The organism is Cronobacter sakazakii, assembly GCF_000982825.1.
GTDB classification, from domain to species: Bacteria; Pseudomonadota; Gammaproteobacteria; order Enterobacterales; family Enterobacteriaceae; genus Cronobacter; species Cronobacter sakazakii.
Genome location: NZ_CP011047.1, coordinates 2,005,453 through 2,029,977, shown reverse-complemented (window position 1 = coordinate 2,029,977; position 24,525 = coordinate 2,005,453). Strand labels below are relative to the sequence as shown.

The following is a 24,525-nucleotide window of genomic DNA, read 5'->3' as shown; positions in this document are numbered from 1 at the left end:
GAGTGAACGCTTACGCGTAAACCGGGAAGCGTGCGCAGATATCCAGTACTTTACCTTTGACGCGCTCGATAACCGCTTCGTCATTGATGTTGTCCAGGATGTCGCACATCCAGCCTGCCAGCTCTTTAACTTCGGCTTCTTTAAAGCCGCGACGTGTGACCGCCGGAGAACCGATACGGATGCCGGAGGTGACGAACGGGCTCTTCGGATCGTTCGGCACGCTGTTTTTGTTAACGGTGATGTTGGCGCGGCCAAGTGCGGCGTCCGCTTCTTTACCGGTCAGGTTTTTATCAACCAGATCCAGCAGGAACAGGTGGTTTTCCGTACCGCCGGAAACCACTTTGTAGCCGCGGTTCAGGAACACTTCCACCATCGCTTTGGCGTTTTTGGCCACCTGCTGCTGGTAGGTTTTGAACTCCGGCTCCATCGCTTCTTTCAGCGCGACCGCTTTCGCCGCGATAACGTGCATCAGCGGGCCGCCCTGCGCGCTCGGGAACACGGCAGAGTTCAGTTTTTTGTACAGCTCTTCGCTGCCGCCTTTGGCGAGGATCAGACCACCGCGCGGGCCAGCCAGCGTTTTATGAGTGGTGGTGGTCACGACGTGCGCGTGCGGAACCGGGTTCGGGTAGACGCCTGCGGCAATCAGGCCCGCCACGTGCGCCATATCGACGAACAGGTATGCGCCGATGCTGTCAGCGATTTCACGCATTTTTGCCCAGTCAACAATGCCGGAGTACGCGGAGAAACCACCGATGATCATTTTCGGTTTGTGCTCTTTCGCCTGCTTCGCCATGTCCTCGTAATCGATTTTGCCAGACTCGTCGATACCGTAAGGAATGATGTTGTAGAGCTTACCGGAGAAGTTAACCGGGGAGCCGTGAGTCAGGTGGCCGCCCTGCGCCAGGTTCATACCAAGAACGGTATCGCCCGGTTGCAGCAGCGCGGTGTAAACCGCGAAGTTGGCCTGAGAACCGGAGTGCGGCTGCACGTTAGCGTAGTCAGCGCCGAAGAGTTCTTTCGCGCGGTCAATCGCCAGTTGCTCAACGATATCCACATATTCGCAGCCGCCGTAGTAGCGCTTGCCCGGATAACCTTCGGCATATTTGTTGGTCAGCTGAGAGCCCTGCGCCTGCATCACGCGCGGGCTGGTGTAGTTTTCGGAGGCGATCAGTTCGATGTGCTCTTCCTGACGTACTTTTTCCTGCTCCATAGCCTGCCACAGTTCGGCATCATAATCGGCAATGTTCATTTCACGCTTTAACATCCGCATCTCCTGACTCAGCTGACAATAAAATGTACTGCAATTAGGGGCCCTTTTGGGCGACGGCCAACAGTGTAAACCGATTGGCAGCGTGAAGATAGGGCTTGACAGAGGTTTTTACGCAAACGTTTGGCATGGCGTGGCGCAAGGGTTTGAACGATTAAGCAAACGTGCCGTTTACGCGACTTATTTTCATTTTCAACCTGTCGTTTTTTCATACGCCGTGGTGTTTTCCCCAGGCTTGATAAAACCATTTACAGCGTGCAGGTATTTTTATAAGATGCATTTAAAATACATTTTATAGAAAAACGGAAGGAAGCAACCATGCTGGATAGTCAAACCATCGCCGTCGTGAAATCCACCATCCCGCTGCTGGCGCAGACTGGCCCGAAACTCACCGCGCACTTTTATGACCGGATGTTTACACACAACCCGGAGCTGAAAGAGATTTTCAACATGAGCAACCAGCGCAATGGCGATCAGCGTGAAGCGCTGTTCAACGCCATCTGCGCCTACGCCACCAATATCGAAAACCTCGCGGCCCTGCTGCCAGCGGTGGAGAAAATCGCCCAGAAGCACACCAGCTTTAATATCAAACCGGAGCAGTACAACATTGTGGGCGAGCACCTGCTGGCGACGCTCGATGAGATGTTCAGCCCAGGCCAGGAAGTGCTGGACGCGTGGGGCAAAGCCTATGGCGTGCTGGCGGGCGTGTTTATTAACCGCGAAGCCGAGATTTACCAGAGTAACGCGCAGAAAACCGGCGGCTGGGAAGGCACGCGCGAATTCCGCATCGCGAATAAAACGCCACAGAGCGCCATTGTCACAAGCTTTGAGCTGGAACCGGTGGATGGCGGCCCGGTCGCCGATTACCTGCCCGGCCAGTACACCGCCGTCTGGATCAAGCCGCAGGGGTTTGCGCATCAGGAGATTCGCCAGTATTCGCTCACCCGCAAGCCGAACGGTAAAAGCTACCGCATCGCGGTGAAACGCGAAGGCGAAGGCCAGGTGTCGAACTGGCTGCATCAGCATGCGCAGCCGGGCGATGTGATTCGCCTTGCCGCGCCTGCGGGCGATTTCTTTATGGATGTTGAACCGCAGACGCCGGTGACGCTTATCTCGGCGGGTGTGGGTCAGACGCCGATGCTGGCGATGCTCGATACGCTGGCAAGCGCGCAGCATCCGGCGCAGGTGAACTGGTATCACGCGGCGGAAAGCGGCGATGTGCATGCGTTTACCGATGAAGTGGCGCAGCTCGGCGCGACGCTCCCCCGTTTTACCAGCCATATCTGGTACCGCGTGCCGACCGACGCCGATCGCAGCGCGGGCCGTTATAACAGCGAAGGGTTGATGGCGCTTCACGATCGCAAGGCGCAAGTGACCACGCCCGGTATGCAGTTTTATGTTTGCGGCCCGGTGAATTTTATGCAGTTCGCCGCGGAGCAGTTAGTGAGCATGGGTGTGAATAAAGAGAACATTCATTACGAATGTTTCGGCCCGCATAAGGTGTTGTAAGCGCCCGGCGGTTTTTTGGGGCGGTTCGGCGGGTGCGCTTCGCTTACCCGCCCTACAAAATCACACCGTCTGTTATAAGGTGGGTCAGCGCAGCGCACCCACCATGCCGAACACCAGCGCCCCTGTAGGGTGGGTAAGCGCAGCGCACCCACCATGCCGAACACCAGCGTCCCCTGTAGGGTGGGTAAGCGCAGCGCACCCACCATGCCGAACACCAGCGTCCCCTGTAGGGTGGGTAAGCGAAGCGCACCCACAATTCATATCCCTGCGCGCCCCATGCGCGTCGGGCATAAAAAAAGCAGGCCCACTGGCCTGCTTTTTTTGTCGTCGCGCCCGCTTAAATCGCGGCGTCGTCTTCCTCGCCGGTGCGGATACGCACCACGCGCGCCACGTCGAAAACGAAAATCTTGCCGTCGCCGATTTTACCGGTCTGGGCGGTACGGATAATCGTATCCACGCAGGTATCGACGATATCGTCGGTCACCACGATCTCGATTTTCACTTTCGGCAGGAAATCCACCATATACTCTGCGCCGCGATACAGCTCGGTATGGCCTTTCTGACGACCAAACCCTTTCACCTCGGTCACCGTCATCCCGGTGATCCCGACTTCCGCCAGCGCTTCACGTACGTCATCGAGTTTGAAGGGTTTAATAATCGCATCAATCTTTTTCATGGTGGATCCTTAATTCCTGCCAGCGCCTGCACGGCGATTCAGTTCGCGAAATCGGTTGCTCAAATTACCATACCTTGCAGCGGTTTGGGCACCAAAAACTACTCTTTAAAATCATTCGCCTCAAGCTCGTGGCGAGCCAGTAATTTATAGAATTCGGTACGGTTACGCCCCGCCATCCGCGCGGCATGCGTCACGTTGCCTTTGGTGATTTGCAACAGTTTACGCAGATAGTTGAGCTCAAACTGATTGCGCGCCTCGACAAACGTCGGCAGCACGGTGTTCTCGCCCTCCAGCGCCTGCTCCACCAGCGCCTCGCTAATGACCGGCGCGGAGGTCAGCGCCACGCACTGCTCAATGACGTTCACCAGCTGGCGCACATTGCCCGGCCAGCTCGCCGCCATCAGACGCTTCATCGCATCGGTAGAGAAACTGCGCACGAACGGCTTATGGCGATCCGCCGCCTGACGCAGCAGATGGTTCGCCAGCAGCGGAATATCTTCCGCGCGCTCCTGCAACGCCGGGATCTTTAAATTCACCACGTTCAGGCGATAAAAAAGATCTTCACGGAACTCGCCGCGCGCCATCGCCTTCGGCAGATCGCGGTGGGTAGCGGAGATAATCCGCACGTTGATATCGATATCGCGGTTGCTGCCGAGCGGGCGTACTTTGCGCTCCTGTAAAACGCGCAGCAGCTTCACCTGTAACGGCACCGGCATATCGCCGATTTCATCGAGAAACAGCGTGCCGCCTTCAGCCGCCTGAAAAAGCCCTTCACGGCTGCTGACCGCACCGGTAAACGCGCCGCGCGCATGGCCGAACAGCTCAGATTCCAGCAGCTGTTCCGGCAGCGCGCCGCAGTTAATGGCGATAAATGCGTTTTTGGCGCGCGGGCTGGCGTTATGGATGGCCTGCGCCAGAATCTCTTTGCCCGTGCCGCTCTGGCCGTTAATCAGGACGCTAACGTCCGACTGCGCCACCATGTGCGCCTGCTCAAGCAGCCGCAGCATCACGGGGCTGCGGGTGACAATCGTCTCGCGCCACTGCTCGTCGCCTGCGGGCGCGGCATGCGCCAGCGCGTCATCGATGGCTTTATACAGCGCGTCTTTATCCACCGGTTTAGTGAGAAAACTGAAGACACCCTGCTGGGTTGCCGCCACCGCATCAGGGATCGAACCATGCGCGGTCAGAATGATCACCGGCATGCCCGGCTGGAGCTTCTGGATCTCGGCAAAAAGCTGCATGCCGTCCATTTCATCCATCCGCAGATCGCTAATCACCAGATCGATCTTCTCACGCGCTAAAATGCGCAGCCCTTCATGGACGCTTTCAGCGGTCTCAACGGTAAATCCTTCGCTGGTGAGCCGCAGGCCCAGCAGTTTCAGCAGGCCCGGATCGTCATCCACCAGCAACAGGCGCGCGGGTTTATGCTGCGTCATGGTTTGGTCTCCTCCTGCGCGGGTGCGGTGTCCTTATCAGCCGGCGCGGCGCCCTCTTTCTCGGCATCCGGGCTGTGGCTGTTGTCCTGAATATAGCCGCCCGCGCTTTTCCGCGTGGAGAGCTGGCGTTCAATATCGGTCAGGTTTTCCAGCTTGCGGGTGGTGAGCTCAAGCTCGCTGCGCAGGTGCCGCTGCTGCTCGCGCAGGGCATCCAGTTCGCTGTCGGTGCTTTCCTGAAGCTTGCTGTAGCGGCCACGCTCTTCCGAAAGCGCAAGCTGCGCCGCCTGGCCGTCGCGCCAGGTTTCATAGAGCGGGCGCACGTGCGCCGGTATCGCGCCGGAGGTGGCGCTGAGCGTGGTGAGATAGCTGCGGCGTTCGGCAGGCGTAATGCGGGCGTTAGCCAGCAAAATGCCGCGTCGGAAGGCATACTGCCAGGTATCGTCCGGGAAACGACGCGCCTGCGCGCGCGCCTCGGCGGGCGAAAGGCGTTCCGCGCAGTCCATGCCGCGCAGCCAGAACAGCGGGTTATTTTCCACACTGGTGCCGGAGAGCTGCCAGATGCCGGAACAGTCGGTAAAGAGAAAATCCGCCAGCTGCTGTTCCGGCAGTTTTGGGTCGTGCGTTTGTTTGATATGGCTGGAAACCGGGCTTTGCACGCAGCCTGCCAGAAGGCATGGCAACAGCACGGAACAGGCCCGCGTGCGAAGAGAGAAAAACCGTGTGCCGCGCGAGCGCAGGCTGCGCCATGCGCTTACCAGACGTGAATTCATTTTTTTAATCGTTCCGGGTCAAAGAGCGGTAATTCGATGCGAAAACAGACGTCGGCGGTGTCATCTTCAACCAGACGCAGTTCGCCGTGCATACGTCGGATGCAGTCCTGTGCAATGCTCAGGCCCAGGCCGCTGCCTTTCACCGCCCCTTTACGTTGATGGCTTCCCTGATAAAAGGGCTCGAAAATCATTTGCCGTTCCGCCTCAGGAATGGGCGTGCCGGTATTCGCCACCTCAATACATAACGTACTGGCAAGGCGGCGGCTTCGCAGATAAATGGTACCGGATTCACGCCCGTAGTGCACCGCATTGGAGTAGAGATTATCCAGCACGCTCATCAGCAGCATCGGCTCCGCGAGGCAAGGCGCATCGGCAAGCGACACCTCGGTATGCATCATTTTAGCCCGCGCTGGCAGACTGTGTGAGGCGATGACAATCTCCACCAGCGGCGCCAGTTCCACTTTTTCAAGCTCCACCGCGCCGCCTGCGAGTTTACGGTTGTAATCAAGGAGTTGCTCAATGAGCGTTTGCAGATTACGGCTGCTGGTATCGAGAATTTCCACCACCTCGCGCTGCTCCGCGGTCAGCGGCCCGACGACCTGATCGGCAAGCAGTTCGGTGCCCTCGCGCATACTGGCGAGCGGCGTTTTTAATTCATGGGAGATATGACGCAAGAATTGATGACGCTGCGATTCAAGCCAGGCGAGACGCTCGCTGAGCCAGATAATACGCTGGCCTACCGATCGCAGCTCGCGCGGGCCTTTAAACATCATGGCAGTGCCGAGCGATTTCCCCTCGCCCAGCCGGTTGATCATCCGCTCGATGCCTTTTACCGGGCCGATAATCATCCGCGTGAAGAGCAGCACCAGCGCGAGGCTTGCCAGAAACAGCGCCAGCGCCTGCCAGCCGAACAGTCGTCCGCGCGAGGCGATTTCCTGCTGAAGCTGCTGGCCGCGTGCGTAAATCACCGCGCGGGTGGCCTGCACCAGCCGGGTGTTGGTATCCGCGAAGGCTTCCAGACGTGCGGCGGCATCCGGCTTCGGGCCGCTGTTGTGACACTGAAGCTGCGCCAGATCCACCAGGCTCTGGCGCAGGGCTTTATAGAGTCTCGCGTCAGGCAGCACGCTCGCCTGCGCCTCCAGCATTCGGGAATAGCGCTGGCGCTGGCTTTCATAGACTTTCGCCAGCGTCACGTCATCCAGCACGCAGTACTGCCGGTAGCTGCGCTCCATTTCGAGCGCGATATTGGTCATCGCCTCGCTGCGCCGGGCATCCATCTGGGTGAGCGTGTTGGACTGCGCCGCCTGGGCGCTTAACGTATTCAGGCTCTGCCAGGCCTGCCAGGCGAGAAACAGCAACGGCACCATCACCAGTAAGAAAGCCATCATCACCAGTTGGCGAAGCGAGCGGGGAAAAGCAGGCCAGCGTTTCACGGCGTTATTCCGAAGTGATTGCAAAAGCCTGATGCTAACCGACAGCCGCGCCGGAGCAAAGCCAAACGCAAAAAACAACAAAGGCAGGGGATTAACCCTGCCTTTGTGATGGAATCAGGCGGTGCCTTACTCAACGTGTCGCCCGGGTTCTGAAATAGCAGCGCTATGATCAGCAGTTGGACGGCAGGCACCTTTGAGTGCGTCATTCGAAGTTTATGTAGCGCTCGCAATGGGGCTGACATAAGAAGGTGAATGAGCCACTGCGTGTGATTATGCAGTAACCGTGCCAGATTTACCACATAAAACATAAGTGGCTGTTATGTAATAGTTTTAATTATATGAGGCGCTTCAAAGTTTTGCGTTATTTTTCGCCAGAGTGTCGCTAAATCCCAACACTTCCCCTGATGCTTTTCATGCGCTATATAAATCAATGGGTTACATGTCGCAAATCAGCGACACTACGATCCTGTCGCTGTCGCAATTTACCGACACCTGCCGGATTCGCACTCAAAGAAAAAGCGATTAAAAGAAAAAAGGCCTCTTGCGAGGCCTTTATCAGGATAAAACGAGCAGGGTTAACCGAGCTGCTTACGCGCGTTGCGGAAAATGCGCATCCACGGGCTGTCCTCGCCCCAGTTCGCCGGATGCCAGGAGTTCGCCACGGTACGGAAGACGCGCTCCGGATGCGGCATCATGATAGTGACGCGCCCGCTTTCGCTGGTCACGGCGGTAATGCCGTTCGGTGAACCGTTCGGGTTCGCCGGATAGGTTTCCGTTACCGCGCCGAAGTTATCGATATAGCGCAGCGCCACCAGCCCTTTGCTCTCAAGTGCTGCCAGATGCGCGTCGTCGCGGACTTCCACGCGGCCTTCGCCGTGGGAAACCGCAATCGGCATATGGGAGCCGGTCATGCCGTCCAGCAGCAGCGACGGGCTGGCCGTCACTTCCACCAGACTGAAGCGCGCTTCAAAGCGGTCGGACTGGTTACGCACAAAGCGCGGCCACAGTTCGCTACCGGGGATCAGCTCGCGCAGGTTGGACATCATCTGGCAGCCGTTACAGACGCCGAGCGCCAGCGTCTGCGGACGGTGGAAGAATTCGGTGAACTCGTCACGCACGCGGTCGTTGAACAGAATAGACTTCGCCCAGCCCTCGCCCGCGCCCAGCACGTCGCCGTAAGAGAAGCCGCCGCAGGCGACGAGCGTGTGAAAATCGCCGAGGCCACGACGACCGGCGAGCAGATCGCTCATATGCACGTCGATGGCGTCAAAGCCCGCGCGGTGGAACGCGGCCGCCATCTCCACATGGGAGTTCACGCCCTGCTCGCGCAGTACCGCGACTTTCGGGCGCGCGCCGGTGGCGATGAACGGTGCGGCGATATCTTCTTTGATATCGAACGTCAGCTTCACGTTAAGGCCCGGATCGCTGTCGTTGGCTTTCGCCTGATGTTCCTGATCCGCGCATTCCGGGTTATCGCGCAGGCGCTGCATCTGCCAGGTGGTTTCCGCCCACCACATGCGAAGCTGGGTGCGGCTTTCGCTGTACACCACCTTGTCGCCCGCCGTCAGCGTGAAGCGATCGCCCGCGACCGCCTTGCCGAGATAGTGCGTGCATTCGCCAAGACCGTGATCTTTCAGTACGCGCTCTACCTGCTCGCGCTCGGCGGCGGCAATCTGAATCACCGCGCCCAGCTCTTCATTAAACAGCGCCGCCAGGGCGTCGTCGCCGAGGGCGGCGATATCCGCTTCAATGCCGCAGTGACCCGCAAACGCCATCTCCGCGAGCGTCACCAGCAGGCCGCCGTCGGAGCGGTCGTGGTAGGCCAGCAGTTTACGCTGCGCCACCAGCGCCTGGATGGCGTCGTAGAAGCATTTCAGCTGACCGGCGTCGCGCACGTCGGCAGGCTTGTCGCCGAGCTGACGATAAACCTGCGCCAGCGCCGTCGCGCCCAGCGCGTTCTGGCCGTTGCCGAGATCGATTAACAGCAGCGCGTTATCTTCGGTAGTGAGTTCCGGCGTCACGGTGCGACGCACATCTTCCACGCGGGCGAAAGCGGAGATCACCAGCGACAGCGGCGAGGTCATCTCGCGCTGTTCGCCATCCTGCTGCCAGCGGGTTTTCATCGACATCGAATCTTTACCGACCGGAATGGTCAGGCCGAGCTGCGGGCAGAGCTCCTCGCCCACCGCTTTGACGGCAGCATAGAGACCGGCGTCTTCGCCAGGGTGCCCCGCCGCCGCCATCCAGTTGGCGGAAAGTTTCAGGCGTTTGATATCGCCGATTTGGGTCGCCGCAATGTTAGTGAGCGCTTCACCTACCGCCAGACGGGCGGAAGCGGCGAAGTCCAGCAGCGCCACCGGCGCGCGCTCGCCCATCGCCATCGCTTCGCCGTAGTAGCTGTCGAGGCTTGCGGTCGTGACTGCACAGTTCGCCACCGGCACCTGCCACGGGCCGACCATCTGATCGCGCGCTACCATGCCGGTCACGGTGCGGTCGCCAATGGTCACCAGGAAGGTTTTCTCCGCGACTGTCGGCAGATGCAGCACACGCTTCACCGCATCGGCAAGCGTAATGCCCGTACGGTCAAACGGCTGGCCCTCGGCCTGTAAACGCGTAACGTCGCGGGTCATTTTCGGGGTTTTGCCGAGCAGAACGTCAAGCGGCATATCCACCGGCTGGTTGTCGAAGTGGCTGTCGGTAAGCGTCAGGTGCTGCGCTTCGGTCGCCTCGCCAATCACGGCGTACGGCGCGCGCTCGCGGCGGCACAGCTCATCAAACAGCGCCAGCTGTTCGGGCGCCACGGCCAGCACGTAACGCTCCTGGGATTCGTTACACCAGACTTCCAGCGGGCTCATGCCCGGCTCGTCGCTTAAAATATCGCGCAGTTCAAAACGCCCGCCGCGCCCGCCGTCGCTCACCAGCTCCGGCATGGCGTTGGAAAGGCCGCCCGCGCCAACATCATGAATAAAGAGGATCGGGTTGGCCTCGCCAAGCTGCCAGCAGCGGTCGATCACTTCCTGGCAGCGGCGCTCCATTTCCGGGTTGTCGCGCTGTACCGAGGCGAAATCGAGATCGGCGTCTGACTGGCCAGACGCCATGGAGGACGCCGCGCCGCCGCCAAGACCGATATTCATCGCCGGGCCGCCGAGCACAATCAGCTTCGCGCCGGGCGGAATTTCGCCTTTCTGCACATGGTCGGCGCGAATGTTGCCGATGCCGCCTGCCAGCATGATCGGCTTATGGTAGCCGCGCAGCTCTTCGCCGTTGTGGCTGGCCACTTTCTCTTCATAGGTACGGAAATAGCCGTTCAGCGCCGGACGACCAAATTCGTTGTTGAACGCCGCGCCGCCAAGCGGGCCTTCGGTCATGATATCGAGCGCGGTAACGATACGATCCGGCTTGCCGAAATCTTCTTCCCACGGCTGCTCAAAGCCCGGAATGCGCAGGTTCGAAACAGAAAAACCCACCAGGCCCGCTTTCGGCTTCGCACCGCGGCCCGTCGCGCCTTCGTCACGAATTTCGCCGCCGGAGCCTGTCGCGGCACCCGGCCACGGGGAAATGGCGGTCGGATGGTTGTGCGTTTCCACTTTCATCAGAATGTGCGCCGGTTCCTGATGGAACGCGTAGCGGCCCGCTTCATGATCGGCGTAGAAACGGCCCACGGAAGAGCCTTCCATAACCGCCGCGTTATCTTTATACGCGGAGAGCACGAAATTCGGGGTCTTCTCGAAAGTGTTTTTAATCATTTTAAACAGCGACTTCGGCTGTTTTTCGCCGTCGATAACCCAGTCGGCGTTAAAAATTTTGTGACGGCAGTGCTCAGAGTTGGCCTGCGCGAACATGTAGAGTTCGATGTCGTTCGGGTTGCGCCCCAGGCGGGTGAATGCGTCATGCAGGTAGTCGATTTCATCTTCTGCCAGCGCCAGCCCCAGACGCACGTTGGCGTCTGCCAGCGCCTGACGGCCCTGCCCCAGCAGATCCACGCTCTGTACCGGCGCGGGGTCGTGGTGCGCGAACAGCTGCGCGGCGTCTTCCAGCGCGCCGAACACGCTCTCCATCATGCGGTCATGCAGCTCTGCCGCAATCTGGCGCCAGGCGTCGTCGCCCGCGGTGGGATCCACATCGAGGTAATACGCCACGCCGCGCTCCAGGCGTTTGACCTGGGCGAGCCCGCAGTTATGGGCGATGTCTGTCGCTTTAGAGGACCAGGGAGAGATAGTGCCAGGGCGCGGCGTTACCAGCAGCAGACGGCCCGACGGCGCGTGGCCAGTAAGGCTCGGCCCATATTTCAGCAGGCGCTCAAGGCGCGCGTGCTCTTCGGCATTCAGCGGTGCGGCGAGGTCAGCAAAATGGACATACTCGGCATAAAGGGTTTTCACCGGGAGGTGAGCGTCTTTGAAACGAGCCAGCAGTTTGTTAATACGAAATGCCGACAGAGCGGGCGAACCACGCAGAATTTCCATCATCTAGTCTCTCGTCTTCGAAGCGCCGGAGGGCACCTCAGTGGGCGCAAGGGGGAAAACGGGCGTCATTATAGAGAATCCGGCGCGCTGACGAAACCGTTTGCGTAGAAATAAAATCCCGCCGTCGCGTTAACGTTTGGTGTGGCCGATTCCTCTAATTAGTTGCCAAGTGGCGCTTTGTTACGCAAAATGCCGCTCCATGCCATTCAAACGAAACGGTTTACTAACGATTGTTCGCTGAGCCCCGAGGCAACGCAGAGAATTAACTAATTGAAAAAATTAAAGCTTAATTATCTGCTCATCGGCGTCGTTACCCTGCTGCTGGCAGTGGCCTTGTGGCCGGCCATTCCCTGGTCCGGCAAAGCCGATAACCGTATCGCCGCGATTCAGGCGCGGGGGGTTTTGCGCGTCAGTACCATCGCCACGCCGCTGACTATGTACCGCGCCGGTGACACCATGTCCGGGCTTGATTACGAGCTAAGCCAGGCCTTCGCCGACTATCTGGGCGTGAAGCTTAAAATCACCGTGCGCCAGAACATCAGTCAGCTCTTTGACGATCTCGACAATAACGACGCCGATCTTCTCGCCGCAGGCCTGGTCTATAACGAAGCGCGCAGCCAACACTATCAGGCTGGCCCTATCTATTATTCCGTCTCGCAGCAGATGGTTTACCGCGTCGGCAGCCTGCGTCCGCGAAGCCTCGCCAGTATTAAAGAGGGGCAACTGACCATTGCGCCGGGCCACGTGGCGCAAAGCGAGCTGGAACAACTCAAAGCAAGCAAATACCCGGGTTTAACCTGGCGCGTCGACCCGAAACTCAGCAGCAACGAGCTGATGCTGCAGGTGGCTCAGGGCACGCTGGATTACACCATCGCCGATTCGGTCGCCATCGGCCTGTTCCAGCGCGTTCATCCGCAGCTTGCGGTCGCGCTCGATCTCAGCGATGAGCAGCCGGTGACATGGTTCAGCCGCCGCAGCAGCGATAACTCGCTCTCAGCCGCGCTGCTCGATTTCTTCAATCAGATTAACGAAGACGGTACGCTGGCGCGCCTGGAAGAGAAGTATCTGGGCCACGGCAATGATTTCGATTACGTGGATACCCGCAGTTTCCTGCGCGCCGTGGACAGCGTGCTGCCGGAGCTGCAGCCGCTCTTTGAGAAATACGCGACGGATATCGACTGGCGACTGCTGGCGGCCATCTCGTATCAGGAATCCCACTGGGACAGCCAGGCCACCTCGCCCACCGGCGTACGCGGTCTGATGATGCTGACGCGCAATACGGCGCAAAGCCTGGGCCTGACTGACCGTCTTGATGCCGAGCAGAGCATCAGCGGCGGCGCGCGCTATCTGAAAGATATGATGAGCAAAGTGCCGGAAAGCGTACCGGAAGAGGAGCGGATCTGGTTTGCGCTGGCGGCGTATAACATGGGCTACGCGCATATGCTGGACGCCCGCGCGCTGACAGCAAAACAGAAAGGCAACCCGGATAGCTGGTCGGATGTAAAACAGCGGCTGCCGCTGTTAAGCCAGCGCCCCTATTACAGCAAGCTCACCTATGGCTACGCGCGCGGGCATGAGGCTTACGCCTATGTGGAAAATATCCGTAAATATCAGATAAGCCTGGTCGGTTATCTGCTGGAGAAGGAAAAGCAGGCCGCCGCGGCAGCGCAGCCTAAGCTTGTGCAGAGTTACCCGACGAATATTACGCCGCAGGGTCTGTTCCCGTCGCCCTTTTCGTCGCTTCCTTTAGGGCCTTTTTCTCAAGCCGGCGCTGGCGGAAAAACGCACTCAGCATTGCCGAACACTCTGTCGCCAGTATCCCCTCGATAACCTGCACCTGATGGTTCATACCGGGATGCCCGGTGATGTCCATCAGCGACCCGACCGCGCCGGTTTTGGCATCACGCGCGCCGAACACCAGCGTGCCGATACGCCCGTGCACCATCGCGCCTGCGCACATGACGCATGGCTCAAGCGTGACATACAGCGTGGTATCCAGCAGACGATAATTTTGCAGCACCAGCCCGCCCTGGCGCAGCGCCATGATCTCGGCGTGTGCGGTCGGATCGTGGCGGCCAATCGGGCGGTTCCAGCCTTCGCCGATAACCTGATTGTTGTGTACCAGCACCGCGCCTACCGGCACTTCTCCCTCGTCCCAGGCGCGCTGCGCCAGCGTCAGCGCATGGCGCATCCAGTATTCATGGGTGAGTTCAGTCTGTGACACAAGCTTCTCCGGGAGTATAAGGCGGGCGGCATTATACACACCGTTTATGGGTTGCGAAACGCGCCTTATTCGAGCTGCTGGAGCTGCCCCTGCGGAGTGACGCGCCAGCGGTGCTGGCAGAAGTAAAGCAGCGGGTTATCTTGCTTGCTGTCGCTGTAGCCGCTGTAAAGACGCAGCGGCGTGCCAATCTGGCGCTCCAGCTGCGCCACTTTTTCATGGCCGAGGCAGCGCAGCGTCAGTACCCAGCCGCCAAAGCGCCGCTCCATCTGACTGGCGATGACATTCACGCGCGGCAGCCACGGGGTATCGTAATAAACCTGTTCTACCAGCGTCTGCGGGGAGCCGGTGATGAGCCAGACGTCGGCATCGGTGCTGGTGAGGTAACTGGTCAGGCGCTCATGCACCACCGGAAAGGTGACGACATGGGTGCGAAACCAGTCGGCGAAAGCTTTTTCCAGCGTTTTCAGACGCACCTCGCTGTGGCCGAAGGTACAGCCCCACAGCAAGAGGCTCATCGGCCAGCGAGCGGCGCGCCCTTTGATTAACAGCCCGCCCAGGATAACGGGCAGCAGAGGAATAACCAGCAGCAGGTTAAGCGGCTGACGCCGCAGCAGATAGCGCATAAAAGTGCCGAACATATCCTGTTGATGCAATGTGCCATCCAGATCGAAAAACACCACCCGACGCTCGTTATTGGCCAAACCTTACTCCTCTGGATCGTTAAAGCCCAGGAACCACGTAAACAGAAAACCGGCACTCACCGCTACCAGATAGCCTAACAGATAGAGCATCACTTTTCCGGTCACGATGGTAAGCGCCAGCGGTAGCCCGGAGATGCCAAAAGTGATGACCGTCGCCACTTTAAAGTAGCTGATAATCGCGCCGCCTGCCGCCCCGCCAAGACACGCGCCGATAAACGGCTTGCCGAGCGGCAGCGTCACGCCGAAAATCAGCGGCTCGCCGATACCGAGCAGACCGACCGGCAGCGCGCCTTTAATCACCTTTTTCAGCCGGGCGTTACGGGTTTTCAGCAGCACCGCCAGCGACGCGCCAATCTGCCCCACGCCCGCCATCGCGAGGATGGGAAAGAGCGCGTTATAGCCGTGCGCCTGAACCAGCTCGACGTGAATGGGCACCAGCCCCTGATGCAGGCCCGTCAGCACCAGCGGTAAAAACGTGCCCGCCAGCACCGCGCCCACCAGCAGCCCGCCTTTATCGATAGCGAGCGACGCGCCATGCGCGATGGTTTCTGAGATCCAGCCGCCGAGCGGTTGCAGCGCCACAATAGCGATGGTGCCAGTAATCAGTGTTGTCAGCAGCGGGTTGAGGATGAGTTCGACCGACACCGGCAGCAGATTACGCAGCTTTTTCTCAAGCCAGCACATCAGCATCACCACCAGCAGCACGGCGATAACGCCGCCGCGTCCCGGCTGTAACTGCTCGCCGAAGAGCGTGATCTGCGCCAGCTGTGGGCTGGAGAGAATACCCGCCATAACGCCGCCCATCGCCACCGAGCCGCCGAACACCCGCGCGGCGTTAACGCCGACCAGAATGTTCATGATGGCAAACACGGCGCTGCCGAAAATGCCGAGTAACCCCAGCAGATTGGGGTAACTGGTGGCGAAGCCGCCGACGATATCAGGGCGTTTGAGGATATTAATAATCCCGGTAATCAGCCCCGAAGCAATAAACGCCGGGATCAGCGGAATAAACACGTTCGCAAGCTGGCGCAGCGCATCGCTCATCGGCGCTTTATAGCGCGCTTTCGCCAGGGCTTTCGTACGTGCGGCGTCATCAATCGCCGGTTCGGTGGACGTCGCGCCCTGCATCTGCGCGCGCATCGCATCGACGATTTGCGCGGCGCGTCCGGGGCCGGTAATCAGCTGATGCTGTTCGCCCTGCTTCACATAACCGCTGATGCCTGGCAGCGCCTTCAGCGCCGGGAGATCCATCAGACTCTCGTCGCGCAGCTCCAGACGCACGCGCGTCATGCAGTTTTCCAGCCGTAAAATGTTGCCTTCACCGCCCACGCCGTTGAGGATTTGCGTGGCGAGCGTCACCGATTTTTCCATACGTTACGTCCCCTTACGGCTGCAACGCCGCTCTTAAAAAGCCGTTATGCGCCACGAGACGCGCGTGGGCGGCCTGCGCGTCCAGCCCGGTCAGCACCATTAAAATGGCGGGTTTCACCTCGTACTCGGTCTGCGTGAGCACCGCTTCGGCCTCTTCACGCGTCACACCCGTCGCTTCCATCACCATCCGGCAGGCGCGATCCACCAGTTTGACATTGGTCGCTTTCATATCCACCATCAGGTTCTGGTAGACCTTGCCGCACTTCACCATCGCGCCGGTGGAAATCATATTAAGGACGAACTTCTGCGCCGTACCGGATTTCAGGCGCGTGGAGCCAGTGAGCGCCTCCGGGCCGACCACGGGCGAAATGGCGATTTCCGCCGCTTCAGCTATCGGCGAGCCGGGGTTGCAGGAGATGGCCGCCGTCGCGCAACCCAGCGCGCGGGCGTACTTCAGGCCGCCGATGACATACGGCGTGCGCCCGGAGGCTGCCAGCCCTACCACCATATCGCGCGCGTTAAGCCCAATGGCTTTAAGATCGTCTTCGCCAAGCTGCGCGTTATCTTCCGCGCCTTCGACGGCTTTCAGCAGCGCGCCGGGGCCGCCTGCGATAAGCCCGACCACCACGCCATGCGGCACGCCGAACGTTGGCGGGCATTCCGAGGCGTCCAGTACGCCAAGACGCCCGCTGGTGCCGGCCCCCATATAGATGAGCCGCCCGCCGCTGGTGAGCGCCGCGGCTGCCGCGTCCACCGCTTTCGCGACCTCCGGCAGCGTTTCACTGACGGCGTACGCTACCCGCTTGTCTTCTTCGTTAAAACGCCTCAGCATCTCAAGCGTCGGGAGCGCGTCGAGATCCAGCGTATCGGGATTGCGGGTTTCTGAGACCAGCGAGCCAAGATTCATATTGCACCTCTGAATTTTTAATTCATAATGATGACGCTATAATGGAATATAAAATTCAAAGTGGCGAGTAAATTTCCCGGCATTGAAAAGCCGATCACACTTAATCCAGCCGGAGGCGTTGATGAATACCCTGATCCTTATCCGCCAGCGATACCCGACGCTGGCGCAAAGCGACCGAAAACTTGCCGACTTTTTGCTTCAGTTCCCTGACTACGCTCGTCATTTAAGCTCGCAGCAGCTGGCGGCGGAAGCGGGCGTCAGCCAGTCTAGCGTGGTGAAGTTTTCGCAGAAGCTCGGTTATAAAGGCTTCCCGGCGCTGAAACTCGCTATCAGCGAAGCGCTCGCGAGCCAGAGTAATATTCACTCGGTGGCAGTACATAATGAGATCCTGGGCGACGACCCACTGCGCCTGGTCGGTGAAAAGCTGATTAAAGAGAATGTCGCGGCGATGCATGCGTCGCTGGATATCAACCCGGAAGAGAAACTGCTGGCGAGCGTCGGGCTGCTGCGCAACGCGCGGCGCATCGTGCTGACCGGCATCGGCGCGTCAGGGCTGGTGGCGAAAAACTTCTCCTGGAAGCTGATGAAAATTGGCCTTAACGCCGTCGCCGAACAGGACATGCATGCGCTGCTGGCCACCGTGCAGGCGATGGAGCCGGAAGATTTGCTGGTGGCGCTTTCTTACTCCGGCGAGCGGCGCGAAATCAATCTCGCCGCCGACGAAGCGCTGCGCGTGGGCGCTCGCATTCTCGCCATTACCGGTTTTACGCCGAACGCGCTGCAACAGCGCGCGACGCAGTGCCTTTATACGATTGCCGAAGAGCAGGCGACGCGCAGCGCGGCTATCTCCTCCACCTCCGCCCAGATGATGCTCGCGGATCTGCTGTTTATGGCGCTGGTGCAGCAGGATCTGGAGAAAGCGCCGGAGCGCATTCGTCACAGCGAGGCGCTGGTAAAAAAACTGGTCTGAGTAACAAATGGGCGTATAATGCCCGCCCTGTTTGTGTTGTTTCTGAGATTTTCCTGATGGCGCTGCTAATCACTAAAAAATGTATCAACTGTGACATGTGCGAGCCGGAGTGCCCGAACGAGGCTATCTCAATGGGAGACAACATCTACCAGATTGACACCAGCCGTTGCACAGAATGCGTGGGGCATTACGAGACGCCCACCTGTCAGAAAGTGTGCCCGATCCCCAACACGATTATTAAGGATCCGGCGCATGCAGAGAATGAAGAGCAGCTGTGGGATAAATTCGTGCTGCTCCATCATGCCGATAAGATCTAGCTTTCGATAATTACCGTGGCACAGGCGTAGTGCCGCTCGTCAGCAAGCGTGACGTGCACTGATGTCACGCCCATCCGCGCCGCCAGCCGTTCAGCCTCATCCCACAGCCGCAGCTTCGGTTTTCCCAGCTCGTCGTTAAACACTTCAAACTGATTAAACGCCAGCCCGTTGCGGATGCCGGTGCCGAAGGCTTTCGCCGCCGCCTCTTTCACCGCGAAGCGCTTTGCCAGAAAGCGCACCGGCTGCTGGTGCGCCTGATACTGCGCCCATTCGTTCGCGCTCAGCACCCGCTTCGCCAGCCGGTCGCCTGAGCGGGAGATGACCGCCTCGATGCGGTCAATCTCCACGATATCGGTACCGAGCCCCAGAATCGCCATTAGCGACGCGCTTCCAGCATCAGGCGTTTCATCTCAGACACCGCCTCTTTCAGGCCGCTCATCACGGCGCGTCCGATAATCGCGTGGCCGATATTCAGCTCATGCATTTCCGGCAGCGCGGCAATCGCCTGGACGTTGTGATACGTCAGCCCGTGTCCGGCGTTCACTTTGAGGCCCTTGCTCGCGGCGTAGGTGGCGGCTTTCGCGATACGCTCAAGCTCGCGCGCGCGGGTGGCGTCGTCTTCGGCATCCGCATAGCAGCCGGTGTGGATTTCAATGTACGGCGCGCCGACGGCGACCGCTGCGTCAATCTGCGCGTTATCGGCGTCGATAAACAGCGACACCAGAATGCCCGCCGCCGCCAGACGCTGGCAGGCGTCGCGCATTTTATCGAGCTGGCCTGCGACATCGAGCCCGCCTTCGGTGGTCACTTCCTGACGCTTTTCCGGCACCAGGCAGCAGAAATGCGGTTTTGTCTCGCAGGCGATGGCCAGCATCTCTTCGGTGACGGCCATCTCAAGGTTCATACGGGTGTGGAGTGTCTGGCGCAGGATACGCACATCGCGATCGGTGATATGACGGCGATCTTCACGCAGGTGAACGGTGATGCCATCCGCACCTGCCTGCTCGGCGATGAACGCCGCCTGTACCGGGTCCGGATAAGCCGTGCCGCGGGCGTTACGCAGCGTGGCGATGTGGTCGATGTTAACCCCTAACAGCAATTCAGCCATGACAATCCTCGTAAATCGACAAAAAGTGCAGGCAGTTTACACCTGGTCGGGAAAGGCTGGCTATGGTTGCGCGGTCAGGCGGTTTCGCCTTCCGGCGGAAGCGGACGTTTTTTAGGCACAAACTGGCGAAACAGCTCGCGGCTCTTTAACGGTTTGCCGCCAAGATACGGTTTGAGCGCCATACGCGTGAAACGCTTGGCGGCGCGCAGGGTGTCTACATCGGGAAATTCGCGGGTGGCGAGCGCTTTGAGCTGGCGGCCGGTAAAGGAGGTGTTGTCGATAACCAGGCTTGCGATAAAGCCCTTCTCTTCGCGGTAACGGTACGTCATGGCGTCATCGACTTCATCGCCGGTGCCCGCGCAGTGCAGAAAATCGACGCCGTAGCCGAGATGCCCGAGCAGCGCCAGTTCAAAGCGACGCAGCGCAGGCTCCGGCGATCCGCTGGCACCCGCCAGCGCCTGAATACAGTGCAGATAATCAAAGAAAAGTTCGGAAAAGCGGGTTTCCGGCTCCAGCACGCGCGCGACCAGTTCGTTAACGTACAGGCCGCTGTAAAGCGTGATGCCGGAAAGCGGAAGCGCGAGCGAAACGGCTTCGGCGCTGGTGAGGTTTTTGACGTCGCCGCGCCCGCTCCAGCGCACCAGCAGCGGGGTAAACGGCTGAAGCGCGCCTTTAAGATTAGAACGTTTGCGGCGCGCGCCTTTGGCGACAACGCGCACGCGGCCGGATTCTTCGCTGAACAGATCGATAATCAGGCTGGTTTCGCTCCACGGACGCGCGTGGAGCACAAAGGCACGCTGCCAGCCTTCCATCAGGCGGCCTTAGAGATCGTCGACGTAACCGAGACTGCGCAGGGCGCGCTCATCGTCGGCCCAGCCCGATTTCACTTTGACCCACAGCTCCAGATGCACCGGCGCTTCGAACATGTCCTGCATGTCCTTACGCGCTTCGATACCGATGGTTTTGATTTTGGCGCCTTTATTGCCAATCACCATTTTCTTCTGCCCTTCGCGCTCAACGAGGATCAGCCCGTTGATGTCGTAACCGCCGCGCTCGTTGGTCACGAAACGCTCGATTTCGACCGTCACCGAATACGGCAGCTCAGCGCCCAGGAAACGCATCAGTTTTTCACGGATGATTTCAGAGGCCATAAAGCGCTGCGAGCGGTCGGTGATGTAATCTTCCGGGAAGTGGTGAATCGCCTCTGGCAGATGCTTGCGCACAATCGCCGCGATAGTATCCACATTCATACCGGTTTCCGCGGAGATCGGCACGATATCGAGGAAATTCATCTGGCTTCCCAGGAACTGTAAATGCGGCAGCAGCTCCGCTTTGTCCTGCACGTTGTCGACTTTGTTGATAGCCAGAATAACCGGCGCTTTGCCTTCGCGCAGTTTGTTCAGCACCATTTCGTCGTCCGGCGTCCAGCGGGTGCCTTCGACCACAAAAATTACCAGCTCGACGTCGCCGATAGAGCTGCTGGCCGCCTTGTTCATCAGGCGGTTAATGGCGCGTTTCTCTTCCATATGCAGGCCGGGGGTATCGACGTAAATCGCCTGATACTCGCCTTCGGTGTGAATGCCTACGATACGGTGGCGCGTGGTTTGCGCCTTACGGGAAGTAATTGAGATTTTCTGCCCGAGCAGTTTGTTCAGCAGCGTTGATTTCCCGACGTTCGGGCGGCCAACGATGGCGATAAATCCGCAGTATGTTTTGGTTTCGCTCATTCCAGCTCCAGTTTTTTCAGCGCCTGCTCAGCGGCTGCCTGCTCCGCTTTGCGGCGGCTGGAACCCGTGCCGACCACCGGTTCGCTCAGGCCACTTACCTGGCAGTGGATAGTAAATTCCTGATCGTGAGCTTCCCCACGCACCTGCACCACCAGGTAAGACGGCAGCGGCAGATGGCGCCCCTGCAGATATTCCTGCAGACGCGTTTTCGGATCTTTTTGTTTATCGCCCGGACTAATTTCATCCAGACGCGTTTGATACCAGGTGAGAATTAAGCGCTCAACGGTCTGGATATCGCTGTCGAGGAACACGCCGCCAATTAAGGCTTCAACGGTATCGGCAAGAATCGATTCGCGACGAAAACCGCCGCTTTTCAGCTCGCCCGGCCCAAGACGCAGGCACTCGCCCAGCTCAAATTCACGCGCGATTTCGGCGAGCGTATTGCCGCGCACAAGCGTTGCGCGCATACGGCTCATGTCGCCTTCATCGACACGTGGAAAACGGTGATACAGCGCGTTCGCAATCACGAAACTTAAAATGGAGTCACCCAGAAACTCCAGACGCTCATTATGTTTGCTGCTGGCACTGCGATGCGTTAATGCCTGCTGCAACAGATCCTGATGATGAAAAGTGTAGCCCAGCTTTCGCTGAAGCCGATTAATTACGATGGGGTTCATGCGATACCAATTAATGAATGCGTCAAAAATTCAGCACACGGAACAGGGCTGATGGGGTTCAAAGCTGTTTCGTGTGCCGTGGCTCCCTTGCGGGAGCCAGCCGGAAATCGTCGGGGGAATATTCTATACACAACGACAGGGGATGTCGTTAGTTCCAACAGATTTAATTCGTTAATGAATGCCGCCGATTCGATTCAGACGCACGCCTGTCGGCCATTCACCTTCCTGCTTCTCGAAACTCATCCAGATAGCGGTCGCTTTACCCACCAGATTCGCCTCCGGGACGAAGCCCCAGTAACGGCTGTCGGCGCTGTTATCGCGGTTGTCGCCCATCATGAAGTAGTGGCCCGGCGGAACAATCCAGGTACCGGTCTGCTGGCCCTGCTGACGGTAGTAAATACCGACCTGATCCTGCGCGATAGGCACTGTCAGAATACGGTGCGTGACGTCGCCTAAGGTTTCCTTACGCTCGGTCAGGCGGATGCCGCCGTCTTTGCTTTCGTTTTTCGGTACCTGGAAGAAACCGCTGCTCGCCTCGCCGCCGCTCTGACGACCGAACGTCTGCACGAAATCGCTCGGCTCGACGTTCGAATAGGTGATAGGCAGCGCGTTCGCGCACGCCTGGCCTGAACTGCAGTTCGGCTGGACGGTCACCTCTTTCGCGACTGGATCGTAGCTGACTTTATCGCCCGGCAGACCAACCACGCGCTTGATGTAGTCAAGGCGCGGATCGCCCGGATATTTAAACACGGCGATATCACCGCGCTTCGGATGACCGGTTTCGATAAGTGTTTTCTGGTAAATCGGATCTTTGATGCCGTAGGCGAATTTCTCCACGAGGATAAAATCGCCGATAAGCAGCGTCGGCATCATGGAGCCAGACGGGATCTGGAACGGCTCATAAATAAACGAGCGCACCACCAGAACCACCGCCAGAACCGGAAATATCGACGCGCCGGTTTCCAGCCAGCCCGGTTTCGGGCCTGCTTTCTTCGACGCGCCCGCGTCCTGCGCATCCGCGGCGGCAAGCGCCGCGCGCTCGCGACGCTTCGGCGCGAAGATAAATTTATCCACGCACCACAAGATGCCCGTCACCAGCGTTGCGATGACCAGGATCAGGGCAAACATATTCGCCATGCCAACTCCTTAGGTTATTTACCGTCTTTCCCAACGTGCAGAATGGCGAGGAACGCTTCCTGCGGCAGCTCGACGTTACCGACCTGCTTCATGCGTTTTTTACCCTCTTTCTGTTTCTGCAACAGCTTTTTCTTACGGCTGACGTCGCCGCCGTAGCATTTTGCCAGCACGTTTTTACGCAGCTGTTTCACTGTGGAGCGGGCAATAATGTGGTTGCCGATGGCCGCCTGAATGGCGATATCGAACTGCTGGCGCGGGATCAGATCTTTCATCTTCTCCACCAGCTCGCGGCCGCGGTACGGCGCGTTATCGTTATGGGTGATCAGCGCCAGCGCATCGACACGCTCGCCGTTGATCAGCACGTCGACACGCACCATGTTTGAGGCCTGGAAGCGCTTGAAGTTGTAATCCAGCGACGCGTAACCGCGGGAGGTGGACTTCAGGCGATCGAAGAAATCGAGCACCACTTCCGCCATCGGAATTTCATAGGTCAGCGCAACTTGGTTGCCGTGATACACCATGTTGGTCTGCACGCCGCGTTTTTCAACGCACAGCGTGATGACGTTGCCAAGATATTCCTGCGGCAGCAGCATGTGACACTCGGCGATAGGCTCGCGCAGCTCCTGAATGTTGTTCAGCGGCGGCAGCTTGGACGGGCTGTCGACATAGACCACTTCGTTATTGGTCATCTGCACTTCATACACCACAGTCGGTGCCGTGGTGATGAGGTCGAGATCGTACTCGCGCTCCAGACGCTCCTGGATGATTTCCATATGCAGCAGGCCGAGGAAGCCGCAGCGGAAGCCGAAGCCCAGCGCCGTCGAGCTTTCCGGCTCGTAGAACAGCGAGGCGTCGTTCAGGCTTAGCTTGCCAAGCGCGTCACGGAAAGACTCGTAATCGTCAGAGCTGACCGGGAAGAGGCCCGCGTAAACCTGCGGCTTCACTTTCTTAAAGCCAGGCAGCGCTTTTTCCGCCGGGTTACGGGCAAGCGTCAGGGTATCGCCCACCGGCGCGCCGAGAATGTCTTTAATCGCGCACACCAGCCAGCCCACCTCGCCGCATTTCAGCTCGGTGCGGTCGATTTGCTTCGGCGTGAAAATCCCGAGACGGTCAGCGTTGTACGTCTGGCCGGTGCTCATGACTTTCACTTTGTCGCCTTTGCGCAGGGTGCCGTTCTTAACGCGAATAAGTGAAACGACGCCCAGGTAGTTATCAAACCAGGAGTCGATAATCAGCGCCTGTAACGGCGCGTCCGGGTCGCCTTCCGGCGGCGGAATGTCGCGCACCAGACGCTCCAGCACATCCTGCACGCCCACGCCGGTTTTCGCCGAACAGCGCACCGCGTCGGTAGCGTCGATGCCGACGATATCTTCGATCTCTTCCGCCACGCGCTCAGGATCGGCGGCAGGCAGGTCAATTTTGTTCAGTACCGGCACCACTTCGAGATCCATTTCGATCGCGGTATAGCAGTTGGCGAGCGTTTGCGCTTCCACGCCCTGGCCTGCGTCTACCACCAGCAGCGCGCCTTCGCACGCGGCGAGAGAGCGGGAAACTTCATAGGAGAAGTCCACGTGGCCGGGGGTGTCGATAAAGTTAAGCTGGTAGGTTTCGCCGTCGGAGGCTTTGTAATCCAGCGTCACGCTCTGGGCTTTAATGGTAATGCCGCGCTCGCGCTCCAGATCCATGGAGTCCAGCACCTGCGCTTCCATTTCGCGATCGGAAAGGCCGCCGCAAATTTGAATAATACGGTCAGACAGCGTCGATTTACCGTGGTCGATGTGAGCGATGATCGAAAAGTTGCGTATGTTCTTCATATAGCGAGATTTTTATGC

The 24,525-nt window shown here is 58.9% G+C and carries 20 protein-coding genes and 1 pseudogene; 4 read left to right on the top strand and 17 right to left on the bottom strand.

What is annotated here, in order from left to right; genetic code table 11:
* Positions 1 to 10: 10 nt before the first annotated feature.
* Positions 11 to 1,264 (bottom strand): serine hydroxymethyltransferase, encoded by a 1,254-nt coding sequence (gene glyA / locus CSK29544_RS09545; RefSeq protein ID WP_007897240.1) that lies wholly within the window; start codon positions 1,262 to 1,264, stop codon positions 11 to 13.
* Between the two features lie 321 nt (positions 1,265 to 1,585).
* On the opposite strand from glyA, the gene hmpA reads away from it, so the two are divergent.
* A complete protein-coding gene (hmpA, locus tag CSK29544_RS09540; protein ID WP_007897236.1) occupies positions 1,586 to 2,776 on the top strand; it encodes an NO-inducible flavohemoprotein in 1,191 nt (396 codons plus the stop codon).
* A 337-nt stretch (positions 2,777 to 3,113) separates the two neighbouring features.
* Here the strand turns inward: hmpA and glnB are convergent, their stop codons facing one another.
* From glnB to purL, 5 genes are all read right to left on the bottom strand, one after another.
* On the bottom strand, positions 3,114 to 3,452 hold the full coding sequence (gene glnB / locus CSK29544_RS09535) for a nitrogen regulatory protein P-II (protein ID WP_002438074.1): 339 nt from the start codon (positions 3,450 to 3,452) through the stop codon (positions 3,114 to 3,116).
* 98 nt (positions 3,453 to 3,550) lie between these two features.
* The gene (glrR, locus tag CSK29544_RS09530; protein WP_007897232.1) at positions 3,551 to 4,888 is read right to left on the bottom strand and encodes a two-component system response regulator GlrR; all 1,338 of its coding nucleotides are present in this window, start codon (positions 4,886 to 4,888) and stop codon (positions 3,551 to 3,553) included.
* Positions 4,885 to 5,658, bottom strand: a complete 774-nt coding sequence (gene qseG / locus CSK29544_RS09525; protein ID WP_007897230.1) for a two-component system QseEF-associated lipoprotein QseG — start codon at positions 5,656 to 5,658, stop codon at positions 4,885 to 4,887. The genes glrR and qseG overlap by 4 nt, the downstream gene beginning before the upstream one ends.
* Entirely contained in the window at positions 5,655 to 7,091 is a 1,437-nt protein-coding gene (locus CSK29544_RS09520) for a sensor histidine kinase (RefSeq protein WP_029039326.1), read from the bottom strand. Before CSK29544_RS09520 ends, qseG begins: the two co-directional genes overlap by 4 nt.
* Positions 7,092 to 7,666: 575 nt before the next feature.
* Positions 7,667 to 11,557, bottom strand: coding sequence for a phosphoribosylformylglycinamidine synthase (gene purL / locus CSK29544_RS09515; RefSeq protein ID WP_007897226.1), 3,891 nt, complete (start codon positions 11,555 to 11,557; stop codon positions 7,667 to 7,669).
* 267 nt (positions 11,558 to 11,824) lie between these two features.
* Between purL and mltF the strand changes: the two genes are divergently transcribed.
* Positions 11,825 to 13,384, top strand: a complete 1,560-nt coding sequence (gene mltF, locus CSK29544_RS09510) for a membrane-bound lytic murein transglycosylase MltF (protein ID WP_007897225.1) — start codon at positions 11,825 to 11,827, stop codon at positions 13,382 to 13,384.
* On the opposite strand, the pseudogene tadA reads toward mltF, so the two are convergent.
* From tadA to murQ, 4 genes and pseudogenes are all read right to left on the bottom strand, one after another.
* Positions 13,344 to 13,745 (bottom strand): annotated as a pseudogene (gene tadA, locus CSK29544_RS22685) (tRNA adenosine(34) deaminase TadA); the annotation flags it as partial. The gene mltF and the pseudogene tadA sit on opposite strands and share 41 nt — an antisense overlap.
* 98 nt (positions 13,746 to 13,843) lie before the next feature.
* Positions 13,844 to 14,479 carry a phosphatidylglycerophosphatase C gene (yfhb, locus tag CSK29544_RS09505; protein ID WP_007897224.1) on the bottom strand — a complete coding sequence of 212 codons (636 nt, stop codon included), beginning with the start codon at positions 14,477 to 14,479 and terminating at the stop codon, positions 13,844 to 13,846.
* Between the two features lie 3 nt (positions 14,480 to 14,482).
* Entirely contained in the window at positions 14,483 to 15,850 is a 1,368-nt protein-coding gene (locus CSK29544_RS09500) for a PTS transporter subunit EIIC (RefSeq protein WP_007897223.1), read from the bottom strand.
* Positions 15,851 to 15,863: 13 nt separating this feature from the next.
* Positions 15,864 to 16,757, bottom strand: a complete 894-nt coding sequence (murQ, locus tag CSK29544_RS09495; protein ID WP_007897222.1) for an N-acetylmuramic acid 6-phosphate etherase — start codon at positions 16,755 to 16,757, stop codon at positions 15,864 to 15,866.
* 121 nt (positions 16,758 to 16,878) lie between these two features.
* On the opposite strand from murQ, the gene CSK29544_RS09490 reads away from it, so the two are divergent.
* Together CSK29544_RS09490 and CSK29544_RS09485 are read left to right on the top strand one after the other, a co-directional pair.
* A complete protein-coding gene (locus CSK29544_RS09490; protein WP_004387386.1) occupies positions 16,879 to 17,727 on the top strand; it encodes a MurR/RpiR family transcriptional regulator in 849 nt (282 codons plus the stop codon).
* Positions 17,728 to 17,783: 56 nt separating this feature from the next.
* A complete protein-coding gene (locus CSK29544_RS09485) occupies positions 17,784 to 18,044 on the top strand; it encodes a YfhL family 4Fe-4S dicluster ferredoxin (RefSeq protein ID WP_004387385.1) in 261 nt (86 codons plus the stop codon).
* Here CSK29544_RS09485 and acpS read toward each other — a convergent pair.
* From acpS to lepA, 7 genes are all read right to left on the bottom strand, one after another.
* Positions 18,041 to 18,421, bottom strand: a complete 381-nt coding sequence (gene acpS / locus CSK29544_RS09480; protein WP_004387384.1) for a holo-ACP synthase — start codon at positions 18,419 to 18,421, stop codon at positions 18,041 to 18,043. The two genes, CSK29544_RS09485 and acpS, sit on opposite strands and share 4 nt — an antisense overlap.
* Complete coding sequence (gene pdxJ, locus CSK29544_RS09475) at positions 18,421 to 19,152, bottom strand: pyridoxine 5'-phosphate synthase (protein WP_004387383.1); 732 nt, start codon at positions 19,150 to 19,152, stop codon at positions 18,421 to 18,423. Before pdxJ ends, acpS begins: the two co-directional genes overlap by 1 nt.
* 74 nt (positions 19,153 to 19,226) lie before the next feature.
* Positions 19,227 to 19,964, bottom strand: coding sequence for a DNA repair protein RecO (gene recO / locus CSK29544_RS09470; RefSeq protein WP_004387382.1), 738 nt, complete (start codon positions 19,962 to 19,964; stop codon positions 19,227 to 19,229).
* Positions 19,965 to 19,973: 9 nt separating this feature from the next.
* Positions 19,974 to 20,879, bottom strand: a complete 906-nt coding sequence (era, locus tag CSK29544_RS09465; RefSeq protein WP_004387381.1) for a GTPase Era — start codon at positions 20,877 to 20,879, stop codon at positions 19,974 to 19,976.
* Positions 20,876 to 21,556, bottom strand: a complete 681-nt coding sequence (gene rnc, locus CSK29544_RS09460) for a ribonuclease III (RefSeq protein ID WP_004387379.1) — start codon at positions 21,554 to 21,556, stop codon at positions 20,876 to 20,878. The genes era and rnc overlap by 4 nt, the downstream gene beginning before the upstream one ends.
* A 171-nt stretch (positions 21,557 to 21,727) precedes the next feature.
* Positions 21,728 to 22,693 (bottom strand): signal peptidase I, encoded by a 966-nt coding sequence (lepB, locus tag CSK29544_RS09455; RefSeq protein ID WP_007897217.1) that lies wholly within the window; start codon positions 22,691 to 22,693, stop codon positions 21,728 to 21,730.
* A gap of 14 nt (positions 22,694 to 22,707) precedes the next feature.
* Positions 22,708 to 24,507: a translation elongation factor 4 gene (lepA, locus tag CSK29544_RS09450; protein ID WP_004387377.1), complete on the bottom strand. Its 1,800-nt coding sequence runs from the start codon at positions 24,505 to 24,507 to the stop codon at positions 22,708 to 22,710.
* Positions 24,508 to 24,525 lie beyond the last annotated feature (18 nt).